The sequence below is a fragment of the Pseudomonas sp. PWP3-1b2 genome (genome assembly GCF_049896045.1).
In the GTDB taxonomy this organism is placed as follows: Bacteria; Pseudomonadota; Gammaproteobacteria; order Pseudomonadales; family Pseudomonadaceae; genus Aquipseudomonas; species Aquipseudomonas antarctica_B.
Genome location: NZ_JAFCTN010000006.1, coordinates 153789 through 168832, shown reverse-complemented (window position 1 = coordinate 168832; position 15044 = coordinate 153789). Strand labels below are relative to the sequence as shown.

The following is a 15044-nucleotide window of genomic DNA, read 5'->3' as shown; positions in this document are numbered from 1 at the left end:
TCAGAGCTGATTGGCGCACATAAAAAAACCCCGAACAGGTCGGGGTTTTTTATCGCCTGAAATCAGGCGCGACGCCGGATCAATTAGAAAACATTGATCGGATAGTCGGCGAACAGGCGCAGTTCGTTGCCGCCTACGTTGTAGTTGCTGGCGTTGTTAGACACGCGCAACCAGGACGCACGCGCACGCAGGCTCAGGTCTTTGGCTGGGCCGCTCTGTACTACGTACTTGAACTGGTTCCAGATTTCACGCTCGGTGCCATCGCCACGGCCGCTGCCGTCGTCGATGTTAGTGCCACGCACGTAGGCAACGTTGTAGGTCAGGCCCGGCACGCCGAAGGAGGCGAAGTCGATGCCGTAACCGGCTTGCCAGGAGCGCTCGTCCTTGCCGTTGAAGTCGGACCAGTAGGAGTTGGCCAGCAGGATGGTGTTGCCGCCGTCGCCGATACCGCCAGCATTGCGGTAGCCGCCGTAGAGGTAGCCGGTGTCGCCGGTGCTGCGCTGGTGAGCGAGGGTGAAGCTGTGCGGGCCGACGGCCCAGGTAGCGCCCAGGCTCCAGATTTTGTTGTCGCGGGCGTCGGCGTCACCTTGGTTTTCCAGGGCGAAGCTCTTGTCCAGCTTGGTTTTGTAGCCGTTGAAGTCAAAGGTCAGCGATTGCTTTTCTGGCAGGGCCAACACGTAGTTGACGTTCACGTATTGCTTCTTCAGCACGTCTTGCATGTCGGAGGCGTACAGCGCGGCCGACAGGCTTTCGGTGAATTTGTAGCTGCCACCGATGTAGTCGATGCTCTTCAAACGGCCGCTGTCGCTGCCTTCGGCGCTCTTGCGCGCTTCCTTGGTGAAGTGACCGGCGTCGAGCTGCAGGCCGGCGATCTCTTTGGAAACGATCGACGTACCCTCGAAGGTTTCCGACAGCAGGCGGGAGTTGTCGTACTGCAGCACCGGTACGGCTGGCATCTGCTGACCGTACTTGATCACGGTGTTGGAGATGCGCGCCTTGACGGCTGCGCCGCCTTTGGACAGGTCATCGGCGGCTGCGCCGCTGTCGCCTTGCTTGAAGAAGTCGATACCGCCTGCGCCGCTGCGGCCTTTACCACCGTCCAGGCGAATAGCGTACTGGCCGATCACGTCCACACCCACACCAACGGTGCCTTGAGTGAAGCCGGATTCGAATTTGCCGATGAAGCCCTGGCCCCATTCAGCTTTGTCTTGCTTGCCGTTTTTGTAGTCGCGGCTGATGTAGGCATTACGTGCTGCGATGTTCAGGTGGCTGTCTTCAACAAAACCCTTGGATTGCTCCTGGTCGTTGGCCATGGCTGTCGATGCGCTCAAAATCCCCAGAGCGATCAGACTCATCCGTTGCTTCAACATGTTTTTATATTCCTTATTACTGGTTGAGTACGCGCTGTGACACCAAGCTCCGTGTCGCTTTTTTGGTGTCGACTTTTCTCCAGAAAAAAACAGGCCCGCGGACGACTGAACTGCCGCAGGCCTTTTTTTATTGGATGAGTCATGGCGGTTTGCCACAGGCGTTGGGCGCAATCCTATGCGCGGGTTGAACTATGTGTCAATTTCGTGAATCGTCTGAATTTAGGCGAAAAAAGTCTAAGCAAGGCGTTCCAGGGCGTCCAGGCGCGCCTCAAAAACCGTCCGTTTCGTCAAGAAAACACATCGTGTAACACTTTCAGCGACAGGCAAGCCTGGGAGTAGATAACGCGCGCAAATGCAAAGCATTACCATTCGCGCGCAATTTTATCCTCAACCTTTTCGGATACATTTCCCATGCCTGCCCCTCGCCTGACGCCCATCACTCTTGGGCTCTCTGTTCTGCTGACTGCCGGTTTTGCCTGCGCCGCCACGGTGCTGCCGGAAACCTCGGTGAGCGCCGAAGCGGATGAAGATGACCCACGCGTCAAAGAGACCAGCACCGCCACGCGCACTGCGACGGCCGTGCGTTATGTGCCGCAGGCCATCGACTCGATAAAAACCGAGAGCCTGCGCGCCTATGGCACCAACGATTTGGGCAAGGCATTGAGCGGCATTCCGAACGTCAGCAGCGGTGCCGACACGCGCTTCGACAGCCTGCGCATCCGCGGCTTCGACGCGAGCAACGACTTCTACCTCGACGGCATCCGCGACGACAGCCAATACGTGCGCGACCTGCATAACATCGAGCGCATTGAAGTGCTCAAAGGCCCGGCCGCTGTGCTCTATGGCCGAGGCGGCCAGGGCGGCATCGTCAACCGCGTGAGCAAATTGCCCCAGGCGGGCCAAAAGTCGAGCATCGAAGCCCAGGGCGGCAGCGAGGACATGCGCAGCCTGTACGCCGACCTCAGCACCGACCCGACCGACACCATCAGCCTGCGCCTGAACATGGGGAACGCAGACAACAACAGCTTCCGCGATGGCGTGAGTGGCAACCGCCAACTGTTCGCGCCGTCGATGAGCTGGCAACTCACGCCGGACCTGAACTGGCTGGTGCAATACGAATACAGCCGCTACAACCGCACGCCGGACCGCGGCATTCCCGGGGTCAACGGGCGCCCGGCGGACGTAAGCCGCAGCACCACCTACTTCGACAGCCGCGATTATATCGACGACAAATCCCAGTCCGTGCGCTCCAGGCTGGCCTATGAACTCAACGCCGACTGGCAACTGCGCCACACCCTCGGTGTGTTCAAGCTCGACAGCGATTTCGACAACACCTACCAGACCGGCTACGACCCAAAAACCAACAAGGTCACCCGCCAACACTGGCAGCAGGACCTGACCACCCGCAACGTGTTCAACAACCTTGAGCTGGAAGGCGGTTTCGACACCTTCGGCCTGGAGCATCGCGTGCTCACCGGCCTTGAACTGGGCAGCCAGCGCCGCGACCCCAAGCTATACACCGCCACCGCCGTAAACCGTGGCGGCCAGGCCGTGCCGAGCCTCGACCTCAACAGGCCCAACCGTCACTTGAGCCACACCGGGCGGATGAGCCTTTCAAGCTACAACCACACCGAAGTCGAGAGCCGCGCCGTGTACGTGCAGGACCAACTGCGCCTCAACGATCAATGGCAAGTGCTGGCCGGCCTGCGCTACGACCACTTTGAAGTGGACACCACCAGCAAGGTGCTCAACGTGCGCCAAGACGTCGAAAGCCACAGCACCAGCCCGCGCGTGGGCCTGGTGTGGACGCCGCTTGCCCATCACTCGTTTTATGCGTCGTGGAGCAAAACCTTCTCCCCCGCTGGCGGCGGCTTGATCGGCATCACCCCGAATGCCGCAGGCAGCGTCAACGACCTGAGCCCGGAGCTGACCAAACAAAAGGAAATCGGCGTAAAAAGTGACTGGCTCGACGACCGCCTCAGCACCACGCTGGCCGTGTACGAGCTTGAACTCTACAACCGCCGCACCAGCGACCCGCTGGACCGCACCGTCACCCTGCTCACCGGCCTGCAACGCTCACGCGGCGTCGAGCTGACGGCCACCGGCAAGATCGCTGGCAACTGGTACGTGCGCGGTGGCGTGGGCCTGCAGGATGCCAAGGTTGAGAAAGACAACAACGGTTTTGAAGGCAAGCGCGTCAGCGACGTGGCCAAGCGCAACGGCAGCCTGTTCATCACCTGGAAACCTGAGATGGGCTGGTATGCAGAAACCGGTTTGACGCTGGTGGGCGACCGTTATGCCGACAACCTCAACACCGTGGTGTTACCGGGTTACGGGCGTTGGGATGCACTGGCCGGGTTTCGTCAAAAGGAATGGGATGTACGGGCGGCGCTGAACAACATCGCCGATAAACACTATTACGACTCCGCCACCAGCGTGGCGCAGATTCAACCGGGGGAGCCGCGCAGCCTCGTCGTTACAGGCACCTACAGTTTCTAGGCTGATCACAAAACCAAATGTGGGAGCGGGCTTGCTTGCGAATGCAGTGTGCCAGTCGCTGAATGTGTATCTGACACACCGAATTCGCGCGCAAGCCCGCTCCCACATTTTTAGATCCCGGTGTTTTTCAGTCTTTCGTCAACTCACACAACGCCAACACTTCATCCTCAGTGAACAATCCCGCCGGATAGCGTTCACTCATCAAGCTGCGCAGGTCGATTTGCCTCACCTGTCGCGAGCCGTTTGCTTTCAACCACAGACCCAACGCATGGATCGCATCACCGTTGACCCGCATCGGGTGGAACGGGTGCGTGTGATTCAGGTTGATATCGGCATTCATTTCAGCGCTCTCCCCTACTGCGTGAGCGGCTAACTTACTCAAGGTTTATGACAGAACTGCGCAGCCATCACCGTGAGCCACTATGGCAACACCGATACAAGAGCTATGCCAATGTCCCGTGTTTATAGGCGTTCGGACACAAAAAAGCCCGCGACCTTGCTGGGCCGCGGGCTTGCTTTGAGCGCCGCAAAAAGCTGGCTTTACGCCACTACTGCGCGTGCTGTTACAACTGCACTCAGTTTTTGTGCGGGGCGGGCTGTTGTTGGGTCAGGCAATGAATATTGCCGCCGCCCAGTAACAGTTCGCGGCCCGGCACCATCACCACTTCGTGCTGCGGGAACAGGTCCTGCAGAATCTCTTTGGCCTGGTTGTCCAGCGGGTCATTGAAGCTCGGCGCGATGATGCCGCCGTTGACGATCAGGAAGTTGACGTAGGAACCGGCCAGCCGCACGGTCGGATTGCGCTCTTGCGAGCCATCCACCGGGTCGACACCGGCGCATTCGTCTTCGGTGGCGTACAGCGGGCCCGGAATCGGCATTTTATGCACCGTGAACGCGCGGCCCTTGGCGTCAGTGCTGCTTTGCAGCACGTCCATGGCGGCGTGGCAGCGCGCGTAGTTCGGGTCTTGCGGGTCATCGGTCCAGGCCAGCAACACTTCGCCTGGGCGCACGTAGCAGCAGAAGTTATCCACATGGCCGTCGGTTTCGTCGTTGAACAGGCCGTCCGGCAGCCAGATGATTTTATCCACAGCCAGATTGTCACTGAGCACGGCTTCGATTGCCGCGCGATCGAGGTGTGGGTTGCGGTTGCGGTTCAGCAGGCATTCTTCGGTGGTGATCACCGTGCCTTCGCCGTCCACATGAATCGAACCGCCTTCCAGCACAAAACCCTCGGTGCGGTAACGCGACGCGCGCTCGATTTCGAGGATCTTGCCGCCTACCTGACAGTCGCGGTTCCACGGCGCATAAAGGCCGCCGTCAAAGCCGCCCCAGGCGTTGAAATCCCAGTTCACACCGCGCACTTCGCCGCTGTCGTTGATCACAAACGTCGGGCCTGTGTCGCGAACCCAGGCGTCGTCGCTGGACATTTCCACCACGCGGATATTGGGCACGTCCAAACGCGCACGGGCGTTTTCGTACTGACCGGCCGACACCCCCACCGTCACCGGTTCAAACCGCGCAATGGCTTTGGCCACGGCCACGTGAGCGGCCTGCGCAGGCTTGCCGCCGAGGCGCCAGTTATCCGGGCGCTCGGGCCAGATCATCCAGGTTTGGGTCTGTGGCGCCCATTCGGCAGGCATATGAAAGCCATCGGCGCGGGGTGTGCTGTGCAGGGTGGTCATGGCGTTCAAGACTCCGAATGGGGTGAAAGCCGACTTTATAACGGATAAAAATCGGCTTTAAAAGCGATAAAAGATCATAGGCGAGTGACATGAGAGTTAATAGCCGATAACAATCGGTAAATTACAGCTGCTCATCCAGCACCTTCGACAGCATGTCGACAAAGAAATCCACACTGCGTTTAGAGGTGACCATCGGTGGCTTGATCTTGAGGATGTTGAGGTAATCGCCGGTCGGCTGCATGAAAATCCCCAGTTCGCGCAGGCGATCACACAGCACTGCGGTTTCTTGCGATGCTGGCTCAAGGGTATGCCGATCACGCACCAACTCCAGGCCCAAATAGAACCCCGAACCGTGAACCGCGCCAACCAGCGGGTGGCGCTCGATGAGTGCTTCCAGGCGCGCCTTGAAATGCGCGCCCACCACTTGGGCGTTTTCCCACAGCTTTTCTTCCTCCATTACATCCAGCACGGCCATGCCGATCCGGCAACTGACCGGGCTGCCCCCCGACGACGAGAAAAAATAGCCCTCGGCCTCCAGCGCTTCGGCAATTTCGCGCCGGGTAATCACCGCGCCCAGCGGCTGGCCGTTGCCCATGCCCTTGGCCATGGTGATGATGTCCGGCACCACGCCCTGCTCTTCAAAGCCCCAAAAGAAGTGGCCCATGCGGCCGTAGCCCACCTGCACTTCATCGGCGATGCACACGCCGCCCCGAGCGCGTACCAGCGCGTACACCTGCTGTAAATAGCCCGGCGGCAGTGAAATGCCCCCGGCGTTACCGTATACCGGCTCACAGATAAACCCGGCCAGTTGGCGTTTGCTCGCGGCGATTTTCGCCAGGTTGTGCTCCACGCTTCGTACATAGTCCGGTGCACTGTCCTGCCCGCGAAACTCCCCGCGATAGGTATTCGGCGCCGTCACCGGGTGCACCCAGTCCGGGCGACTGCTCAATGCTTGCGGGTTGTCGGCAATCGAGGTGGACACCGCATCCGCCGCCACCGACCAACCGTGGTAAGCCTCCAGCACGCTGAGCATGTCGCGCCCGCCGCTGTAGGCCCACGCCAGGCGAATCGCCAAATCATTGGCCTCGGTGCCGCTGTTGACCAGAAACACCCGGTCCATGCCTTCCGGCGCCAGCGCCAGCAAGCGTTCGGAAAACTCGGCAATCGCCGCATAATGAAAGCGCGAGTTGGTATTGAGCAGCGACCATTGCCGCGCCGCCACCACCGCCATGCGCGGGTGCCCATGGCCCAGCACCGCGACGTTGTTGAGCATGTCCAGGTAGGAACGCCCCTGCATGTCGATCAGGTGGTTGCGCCAGCCCCGCTCGATGCGCGGCGGGTCCTCGTAATAGTGCTTCTGCGAACGGGCGAAACTCGCATCACGGCGTGCCAGCAAGGCCTTGGGGTCCAACTCGGGTGCGGCATCACACGCCAGCCCCAGCAACATCGCCGGCGAGGGGCACAGCGCCTGCCACGCCAGCGCCCTGGACGGTGTGCAGAACAGCGGCGGCTCAAGGTCGGCGCGGCACAATTGCACGGTCAGCGGCGCGTGGACCTCACCGAGGATCTGCCCTTTCACCAGTACCGAATCGGGCTTCAATAAGGTTGTTACGCCCCACAGACGCACACTTAGCTGATCACCCTGCAAGCGCAGCATGCCCTGCGCGCCCTGGTGCAGCGTCCCGGCGAAGGGCGCTTCCAACACGGTGCCATGAGGCAGGTGCAATTCCACATGCAGCGCGAATGTGTCCGGCTCGACGGCAGTGTCGGGGCGTGTGCGCGACAAGCGATATTGCCCATATCGGCTGGCCGCCAGCCCGTGCACCGTCGCCGCTTCATCCAACAGCCGCCGGTCGATGCCGGGCGCTTCCCAATTGCCCGCATCGAAATGCGGGCTGAGCACACCCAGGTCGATCAGCGCGAACTCACGGCCCACCAACCCCGGCAGTAACGGCGCGAAATCCAGGCCCGCCAGGGGCGACAGCGTTTCACCCACACACCGCAGGATCGCTGCCTCCATCAACTCAAACGGCACCGACGTTGCCACGTGGAAAATTTCCCACTCGTGCTCGGCGTTTTTCAACAGATAAGCGTTATCCGGGTCCAGCCGTTGCTGTTGCTCGCTGCTCAGCACCAGCACCGCGGCACGGGCGACGATCAGCGGCCACAGCGCCTGCAACTCTTCGCGCTGCAACGGCGTGACGGCATGACACGCCTGGATCGCCGGCAAAATCGCAAACGGGTCGCCGTCGGCATGGTGCAGCAGCGCGGCGCAGGTCACGGACAGGTCGGCAATGCGCCAGGTGTGCACCAGATCGCCGAAATCGATCACGCCCTGGATTTGCCAGCGCCGCCCGGCATCGCGCTGCCACACCACGTTGTCGTCAGTGATGTCCATGTGCACGGCCTGCCACGGCAACTGCTGCGCCAGCGGCTGAATGCACGCGTCTACCTGCTCGGCCATCTGCTCCAGCGCGGCGCGATGGGGCAGGTTTTCCAGGGTGGCCAGCAGGTGCTTGATCAACGCCAGGGCGTGGCGCGGGTCCCATTGCAGCGTGCGCTCAAGGCCCGGGTGTTGGAAATGCGCGAGCGCAAGGCTCATGCGCCCGCACAACTGGCCAAAACCTGCGATTACCTCGCGGCCCAGGTGCGGCAGATGAGTCAGGGGCTGGCCTTCGATGTAGTCGAGCAGCCGCACGTGCAAGGTTTGCCCGTCGACCGTCACGGTCAGCAGTTCTTCACCGGTGCGGGCGCGGATAACCCGGGGCACGCGCAGGTGCGCTTGCAGCTCATTGAGGGCGGCGTGCTGGGCCTGCAACTCCAAGGCGGCGTAATCACCCCGGCAGATTTTCAAGACAAACCGGCCACGGTCGCTGTCGACCCGGTAATTGAGGTCTTGCTGGCTGCCCAGCGACTGCATGGTGCCGGTGAGGCCGTAATGTTGCTCCAGCAGGTGCGCTGCCGTGTCAGGGCCCACTTGCGGGCAAGGCAGACTGGCACGATGGATCAACGTGGCGAGCAACATTGGGGCAACCTCGGTTCTTTTCAGGCGTCTATATCGCCACTGTTCGGGGGCGTTAATCAACCCCTCGTGCAAAGCGCGCTTGCACCGCGCCGACGCACGAATCAAGCTACACGTCTTTTGCCCAATGTCCGTCTAAGGAAGAGGCCCTCGACATGCGTATTCTTATCACCGGTGGTGCCGGTTTCATCGGCTCCGCCCTGATCCGCCACCTGATTCAAAACACCGAGCACGAAGTGCTCAACCTCGACAAACTCACCTACGCCGGCAACCTCGAGTCGCTGGCCAGTGTGGCGTCAAACAGCCGCTACGAGTTCGTCCAGGCCGATATCATCGACCAGGCCACCGTCAGCGCCCTGCTGACGCGCTTCGAGCCACAGGCCATCATGCACCTGGCCGCCGAGTCGCACGTGGACCGCTCCATTGACGGCCCGTCGGATTTTATCCAGACCAACATCGTCGGCACCTACAGCCTGCTCGAAGCCACCCGCGCTTACTGGCAGACGCTGGCCGAGCCGGCCAAGAGCGCATTCCGCTTCCACCACATTTCCACGGATGAGGTGTACGGCGACCTGCACGGCGTGGACGACTTGTTCACCGAAACCACCCCTTACGCGCCAAGCTCGCCGTATTCGGCCAGCAAAGCCGCCTCCGACCACCTGGTCCGCGCCTGGCAGCGCACCTATGGCCTGCCAGTGCTGCTGACCAACTGCTCGAACAACTACGGGCCGTTCCACTTCCCGGAAAAATTGATCCCGCTGGTTATTCTCAACGCCCTCGCGGGCAAGGCGCTGCCGGTTTACGGTGATGGCCTGCAAGTGCGTGACTGGCTGTACGTCGAAGACCACGCCCGCGCGCTGCTCAAAGTGGTGACCGAAGGTGTGGTGGGCGAGACCTACAACATCGGCGGCCACAACGAGCAGAAGAACATCGACGTGGTACGTGGCATTTGCGGCCTGCTGGAAGAGCTGGCGCCGCAACGCCCGGCCGGCGTGGAGAAATTCACCGACCTGATCACCTTCGTCAAGGATCGCCCGGGTCACGACCTGCGCTACGCGATCGATGCCAGCAAGATCGAACGCGAGCTGGGTTGGGTTCCGCAAGAAACCTTCGAAACCGGCCTGCGCAAAACCGTGCAGTGGTACCTCGACAACCTGGAATGGTGCCGCCGCGTTCAAGACGGCAGCTATCAGGGTGAGCGCCTGGGCAACAGCGATCCAAAAGACCTGATTGCATAACCAAGGCAACGGGCAGCACAGCTAGGCATAATGCGCTTGTACCCACAGGCGCATGATTCCCATGACTCCATCCCTCCCGCGAAGACCCCGCTGGCGCAGCCTCGCCCTCCTGGCGTTGTGCCTGGCGCCGCTGCTGTGGCCGCTGGAGCACTTGGCCGAGCGCTATTACCGCAGCGAGCTGGCCGGGCAAAACCGCCAGACCCTCGACCTGTACGTCGCCAACCTGTTGGGCACCTTGCACCGCTATGAAGTGCTGCCGCAGATCCTCGGCGATTTGCCCGCCCTGCGCATCGCGCTGGACGCGCCGCACGTCAGCACCCATCTGACAGACGCCAACCTGCTGCTCAAAGACGTCGCCGCCCAGGCCGGGGTGGAAGTGATGTACCTGATGGACACCACGGGCAAAACCCTCGCGGCCTCGAATTGGGACAAACAAGACAGCTTTGTGGGCCGCAATTTCTCATTCCGCCCGTATTTCAGTGAAGCCATGGCCGGGCGCCTGGGGCGGTTTTTCGGCCTGGGCACCACCTCAGCCAAGCGCGGCTACTTCTTCGCCGCCGCCGTGCGCGATGGCGACAAAGTCATCGGCGTGCTGGTGGTCAAGGTCGACCTGGACCACACCGAAAGCCTGTGGGGCAACACACCCGAACAACTGCTGGTGACCGACCACAATGGCGTGGTGATCCTCACCTCGCGCCCGCAATGGCGATTTCGCGCCACCCGGCCGCTGACGGCCGAAGAACGCCAGGCGATCATTGCGATCCAGCCCTACCCGACCCGCGACCCGCAGCCACTGGCGCTGAGTTCCAGCGCCTGGCTGCGCCAGTCCACCGCCATTGCCGAAACCGGCTGGAACGTCGAGATTCTTGCGCCGCGCTCGCTGATCAACCGGCCGGTACGCACTGTGGTCGCCGTGGGTGGCGCCACGTTGCTGGTGGTGATGCTGTTGCTGGGCCTGATAATGCAGCGCCGCCGGCATTACCTGGAACGCATCGCCTTTGAAGCCAGGGCGCGTCGGGAACTGGAAGCGCGCGTGATCGAGCGGACCAGCGACCTCGAGGGGCTTAACCGGCGCCTGAAGCAGGAAGTGCTGGAGCGCGAACATGCCCAGCAGGAGCTGGTGCGCGCCCAGGATGATTTGGTGCAGGCGGGTAAATTGTCGGCGCTGGGCACCATGTCGGCGAGTATCAGCCACGAGCTGAATCAACCGTTGGCGGCGATTCGCAGCTACGCGGAAAACGCGGAAATTTTGCTCGACCATGAGCGCACCAACGACGCTCGCGGCAACCTCAAGCTGATCAGCGAGCTGACCGGGCGCATGGCTTCGATCATTGCGCACCTGCGCGCCTTCGCCCGCCGCGATCGCCATGCACCGGAAAGCGTGGCGCTGCAACCGGCGCTGGACGATGCATTGGCGTTGCTGGCCAAGCGGCGCCGCTCGATGGAAGTCGAGTTGATCCGCGACCTGCCGGAAGCAACGCTGTGGGTACAGGCCGGCGAAACCCGCCTGCGCCAGGTGCTCGGCAACCTGCTGGCCAATGCCCTCGACGCCCTCACCGAAAAAGGCCCGCCGCGCAAACTCTGGCTGAGTGCCCAAACCACCGAACAGGGCGTGAACCTCTACATTCGCGACAACGGCCCGGGCTTTTGCATGGAAGCCCTGGGCCGCGCCAGCGAGCCGTTTTACACCACCAAAACGCGCACCCAGGGCCTTGGGCTGGGCCTGGCAATCTGTGACACCTTGATGCGCGCCTTTGGCGGCGAGCTGCTGTTCGCCAACAGCAAGGAAGGTGGTGCGCTGTTAACCTTGAAATTGCGTGCCGGCTCGCCGGGCGTCAGTTTGCAACCGTCCGAGGACCGCAGTGTATGAGTATCGATAACGGGATTCAGGTGGTGTTGATCGACGACGATCCGCACCTGCGTCAGGCCCTGTGCCAGACCCTGGACCTGGCCGGGCTGAAAGTTCTGACCCTGGGCGAAGCCACTGGCCTCACCGCGCGCCTGTCGCGGGACTGGCCGGGTGTGGTGGTCAGCGACATTCGCATGCCCGGCATGGACGGCCTGGAGCTGCTTGCCGAGCTGCACGGCCAAGACCCGGAGCTGCCGGTGCTGCTGATTACCGGCCACGGCGACGTGCCACTGGCGGTGCAGGCCATGCGCGCCGGCGCCTACGATTTCCTCGAAAAACCCTTCGCCAGCGACGCCCTGCTCGACAGCGTGCGCCGCGCCCTCGCCCTGCGCCGCCTGGTGCTGGACAACCGCAGCCTGCGCCTGGCCCTCAGCGATCGCCAGCAATTAAGCACCCGTTTGGTCGGCCATTCACCGCAAATGCTGCGCCTGCGCGAGCAGATCGGCGCCCTGGCCGCGACCCGCGCCGATGTGCTGATTCTGGGTGAAACCGGCGCGGGCAAAGAGGTTGTCGCCCGCGCGCTGCACGACCTGTCGAGCCGCCGCAGTGGGCCATTTGTGGCGATCAACGCAGGCGCTTTGGCCGAATCGGTGGTGGAAAGCGAGCTGTTCGGCCATGAACCCGGCGCGTTTACCGGCGCGCAGAAACGTCGCATCGGCAAGTTCGAATTCGCCAACGGCGGCACGCTGTTCCTGGATGAAATCGAAAGCATGAGCCTGGACGTGCAGGTCAAGCTGCTGCGCCTGTTGCAGGAGCGAGTGGTGGAACGCCTGGGCGGTAATCAGCTCATCCCGCTGGACATCCGCATCATCGCGGCCACCAAGGAAGACCTGCGTCAGTCCGCTGACCAGGGGCGGTTTCGTGCCGACTTGTATTACCGCCTCAACGTCGCGCCGCTGCGCATTCCGCCGCTGCGCGAGCGCGGTGAAGACGCGTTGATGCTGTTCCAGCACTTCGCCGACGAAGCCAGCAGCCGTCACGGCCTGCCGCTGCATGAGCTGCAACCCGGCCAGCGCGCGTTGCTGTTGCGCCACAGCTGGCCGGGCAATGTGCGCGAGTTGCAGAACGCCGCCGAGCGCTTTGCCCTGGGCCTGGAACTGGCACTGGACAACACACCGGACAATCCCGCCGCTGGCGTTCTGACCTCCACGCCGGGGGGGCTGAGCGAGCAAGTTGAACAGTTCGAAAAAAGCCTGATCGCCGCCGAACTGACTCGCCCCCACAGCTCTGTGCGCAGCCTCGCCGAAGCCCTCGGCATACCGCGCAAAACCCTGCACGACAAGCTGCGCAAGCACGGCCTGAACTTCGCCGACAGCGGCAACCACGGCGCAGACGACGAATGACCCACCCCAACCGCCAAGAGGCCGCCATGAGCCGCGACAGCCGTTACCTGGAATCCATCCTTCACCACGACATCCCCCTCACCCGGGAAATGGGCCTCAAGGTGCTCGACTGGCAACACGGGAAACTGCAACTGCACCTGCCTTTGCAAGCCAACATCAACCACAAAAGCACTATGTTTGGCGGCAGCCTCTACTGCGGCGCGGTGCTGGCCGGCTGGGGCTGGCTGCATTTGCAGTTACGCGAGGAAGGGATTGAAGACGGGCATATCGTGATTCAGGAAGGGCAGATCAGTTATCCGTTGCCTGTCACTCGGGACGCGACGGTGATTTGCCAGGCACCGGAGGAAAAGGTGTGGAAGCGATTTTTGGCGACGTATAAGCGCTATGGGCGTGCGCGGTTGACGCTGGACACGTGGATTGTGAATGAGGGTGGTGAGGACAAGGCCGTGACCTTTACCGGCCAGTACGTCCTGCACCGCTAAATGCCACACCCCAAAACAACTGTGGGAGCTGGCTTGCCAGCTCCCACATTGAATTTGCTGTGACCTCAGGACCTGGCCAGGCTCAGCAATCGCTCGCGCCAAGCGGCCTTCGCCGGCAGCGCCAAAAAAAACGGGTTCAACAACGACGCCCGCGCCGGGTAGCTGAACGGCTCGCCGCTCAACTCCAACACTTCGCCGCCCGCCCCTTCCAGCACGCCCTGAGCCGCCGCCGTGTCCCATTGCGAGGTCGGTGCCAGACGCGGATAGCAATCGGCGCTGCCTTCGGCCAACAGGCAGAATTTCAGCGAGCTGCCGATATTTGCCAGCTTCAACTCACCCAAGCCCTCGCTCAAACCATCCAGCAAACGCTCTTGCTCCGGGCTGGTGTGCCGACGGCTGGCAACCACCGTAAACGCTTCACCGGCCGCTGGCGTTTGGCGCACCTGAATCTGCTTGGGCGCCTCGTTCACATCGGAGCGCCATGCGCCCAGGCCCGCGCCACCGAAGTAGCAACGGCCGCTGGTCGGTATCGACACCACGCCAAACACCACACGGCCCTGCTCGATCAGCGCGATGTTGACGGTAAATTCTTCACTGCCACAGATAAATTCCTTGGTGCCGTCCAGCGGGTCCACCAGCCACCAGCGCTGCCAGCCGGCGCGTACGCTCTGGTCGATATCAGCGTCTTCTTCGGACAGCACAGGAATGCTTGGGTCCAGCGCCGTGAGGCCGGCGAGAATCAAATGGTGAGCTGCCAGATCGGCCGCCGTTACCGGCGAATCATCAGCCTTTGAAGTCACCGCCACGTCGGCGCGCCAGTACGGCAGGATCACTTCACCGGCCTGGCGAGCCAGTTCAATCACAGGGGCAATAAACGGGTGACCTAAAAACAGCTCGCTCATGCGCTAAACGCTCCTCGTTGGGTCAGCAAGTCTCTTACCAGGTACAGCGCGGCCAGCGCACGGCCCTCGCTGAACTGCTCGTGTTGCGCCAGTTGCGACAGCTCGCGCAGGTTGACCCGCTCTACACGCATCGGCTCGGGTTCATCACCTTCGAGGCGTTCTTCATACAGATCGGTGGCCAGCACCACTTGAATTTTCTGGCTCATGTAGCCCGGCGACAACGACAGCTCGGTGATGTGTTCCAACTGCCGCGCGCCATAACCGGCTTCTTCCTTGAGCTCGCGGTCTGCGGCGGCCAGCACGTCTTCGCCGGGTTCGATCAGGCCCTTGGGCAACGACAGCTCATATTCGTCGGTGCCGCCGCAATACTCTTCCACCAGCAACGCGTGATCTTCGTCGATCATCGCCACGATCATCACCGCGCCGTGACCGGCACCGCTTCCCACCAGGCGCTCGTAGGTTCGTTCAACGCCATTGGAAAAGCGCAGTTGCACTTCCTCCACGCGGAACAAACGGCTACTGGCGACAATTTCGCGGGCGAGGACGGTGGGTTTCTGGCGCATAAGCGGCTCCTTGGCGTGATCGGGTTACTATACC

11 protein-coding genes are annotated in these 15044 nt (G+C 62.0%); 5 read left to right on the top strand and 6 right to left on the bottom strand.

Annotated elements, in window-relative coordinates; translation table 11 throughout:
• Positions 1 to 83: 83 nt before the first annotated feature.
• The gene (locus tag ACP7A2_RS06375) at positions 84 to 1370 is read right to left on the bottom strand and encodes an OprD family porin (RefSeq protein WP_426133538.1); all 1287 of its coding nucleotides are present in this window, start codon (positions 1368 to 1370) and stop codon (positions 84 to 86) included.
• 411 nt (positions 1371 to 1781) lie between these two features.
• Here ACP7A2_RS06375 and ACP7A2_RS06370 point away from each other — a divergent pair, with 411 nt between their 5' ends.
• Entirely contained in the window at positions 1782 to 3869 is a 2088-nt protein-coding gene (locus ACP7A2_RS06370; RefSeq protein ID WP_426133537.1) for a TonB-dependent receptor, read from the top strand.
• Positions 3870 to 3996: 127 nt separating this feature from the next.
• Here ACP7A2_RS06370 and ACP7A2_RS06365 read toward each other — a convergent pair whose 3' ends face one another.
• The 3 genes from ACP7A2_RS06365 to ACP7A2_RS06355 form a co-directional block, all read right to left on the bottom strand.
• Positions 3997 to 4209, bottom strand: a complete 213-nt coding sequence (locus ACP7A2_RS06365; RefSeq protein WP_426133536.1) for a hypothetical protein — start codon at positions 4207 to 4209, stop codon at positions 3997 to 3999.
• Between the two features lie 235 nt (positions 4210 to 4444).
• Positions 4445 to 5551, bottom strand: a complete 1107-nt coding sequence (gene aguA / locus ACP7A2_RS06360) for an agmatine deiminase (RefSeq protein WP_426133535.1) — start codon at positions 5549 to 5551, stop codon at positions 4445 to 4447.
• Positions 5552 to 5672: 121 nt separating this feature from the next.
• The gene (locus ACP7A2_RS06355; RefSeq protein WP_426133534.1) at positions 5673 to 8576 is read right to left on the bottom strand and encodes an aminotransferase; all 2904 of its coding nucleotides are present in this window, start codon (positions 8574 to 8576) and stop codon (positions 5673 to 5675) included.
• A gap of 152 nt (positions 8577 to 8728) precedes the next feature.
• Here ACP7A2_RS06355 and rfbB point away from each other — a divergent pair, with 152 nt between their 5' ends.
• The 4 genes from rfbB to ACP7A2_RS06335 all read left to right on the top strand — a co-directional run bounded on the left by rfbB (position 8729) and on the right by ACP7A2_RS06335 (position 13545).
• Positions 8729 to 9811, top strand: a complete 1083-nt coding sequence (gene rfbB, locus ACP7A2_RS06350; RefSeq protein WP_348054892.1) for a dTDP-glucose 4,6-dehydratase — start codon at positions 8729 to 8731, stop codon at positions 9809 to 9811.
• 61 nt (positions 9812 to 9872) lie between these two features.
• A complete protein-coding gene (locus ACP7A2_RS06345) occupies positions 9873 to 11681 on the top strand; it encodes a sensor histidine kinase (protein WP_348054893.1) in 1809 nt (602 codons plus the stop codon).
• The gene (locus ACP7A2_RS06340; RefSeq protein WP_348054894.1) at positions 11678 to 13063 is read left to right on the top strand and encodes a sigma-54-dependent transcriptional regulator; all 1386 of its coding nucleotides are present in this window, start codon (positions 11678 to 11680) and stop codon (positions 13061 to 13063) included. The genes ACP7A2_RS06345 and ACP7A2_RS06340 overlap by 4 nt, the downstream gene beginning before the upstream one ends.
• 26 nt (positions 13064 to 13089) lie before the next feature.
• Positions 13090 to 13545, top strand: coding sequence for a YiiD C-terminal domain-containing protein (locus ACP7A2_RS06335; protein ID WP_426133533.1), 456 nt, complete (start codon positions 13090 to 13092; stop codon positions 13543 to 13545).
• Between the two features lie 65 nt (positions 13546 to 13610).
• Here the strand turns inward: ACP7A2_RS06335 and cysQ are convergent, their stop codons facing one another.
• Together cysQ and nudE are read right to left on the bottom strand one after the other, a co-directional pair.
• Complete coding sequence (gene cysQ, locus ACP7A2_RS06330) at positions 13611 to 14447, bottom strand: 3'(2'),5'-bisphosphate nucleotidase CysQ (protein WP_348054896.1); 837 nt, start codon at positions 14445 to 14447, stop codon at positions 13611 to 13613.
• Complete coding sequence (nudE, locus tag ACP7A2_RS06325; RefSeq protein ID WP_426133532.1) at positions 14444 to 15010, bottom strand: ADP compounds hydrolase NudE; 567 nt, start codon at positions 15008 to 15010, stop codon at positions 14444 to 14446. The genes cysQ and nudE overlap by 4 nt, the downstream gene beginning before the upstream one ends.
• Positions 15011 to 15044: the final 34 nt, after the last annotated feature.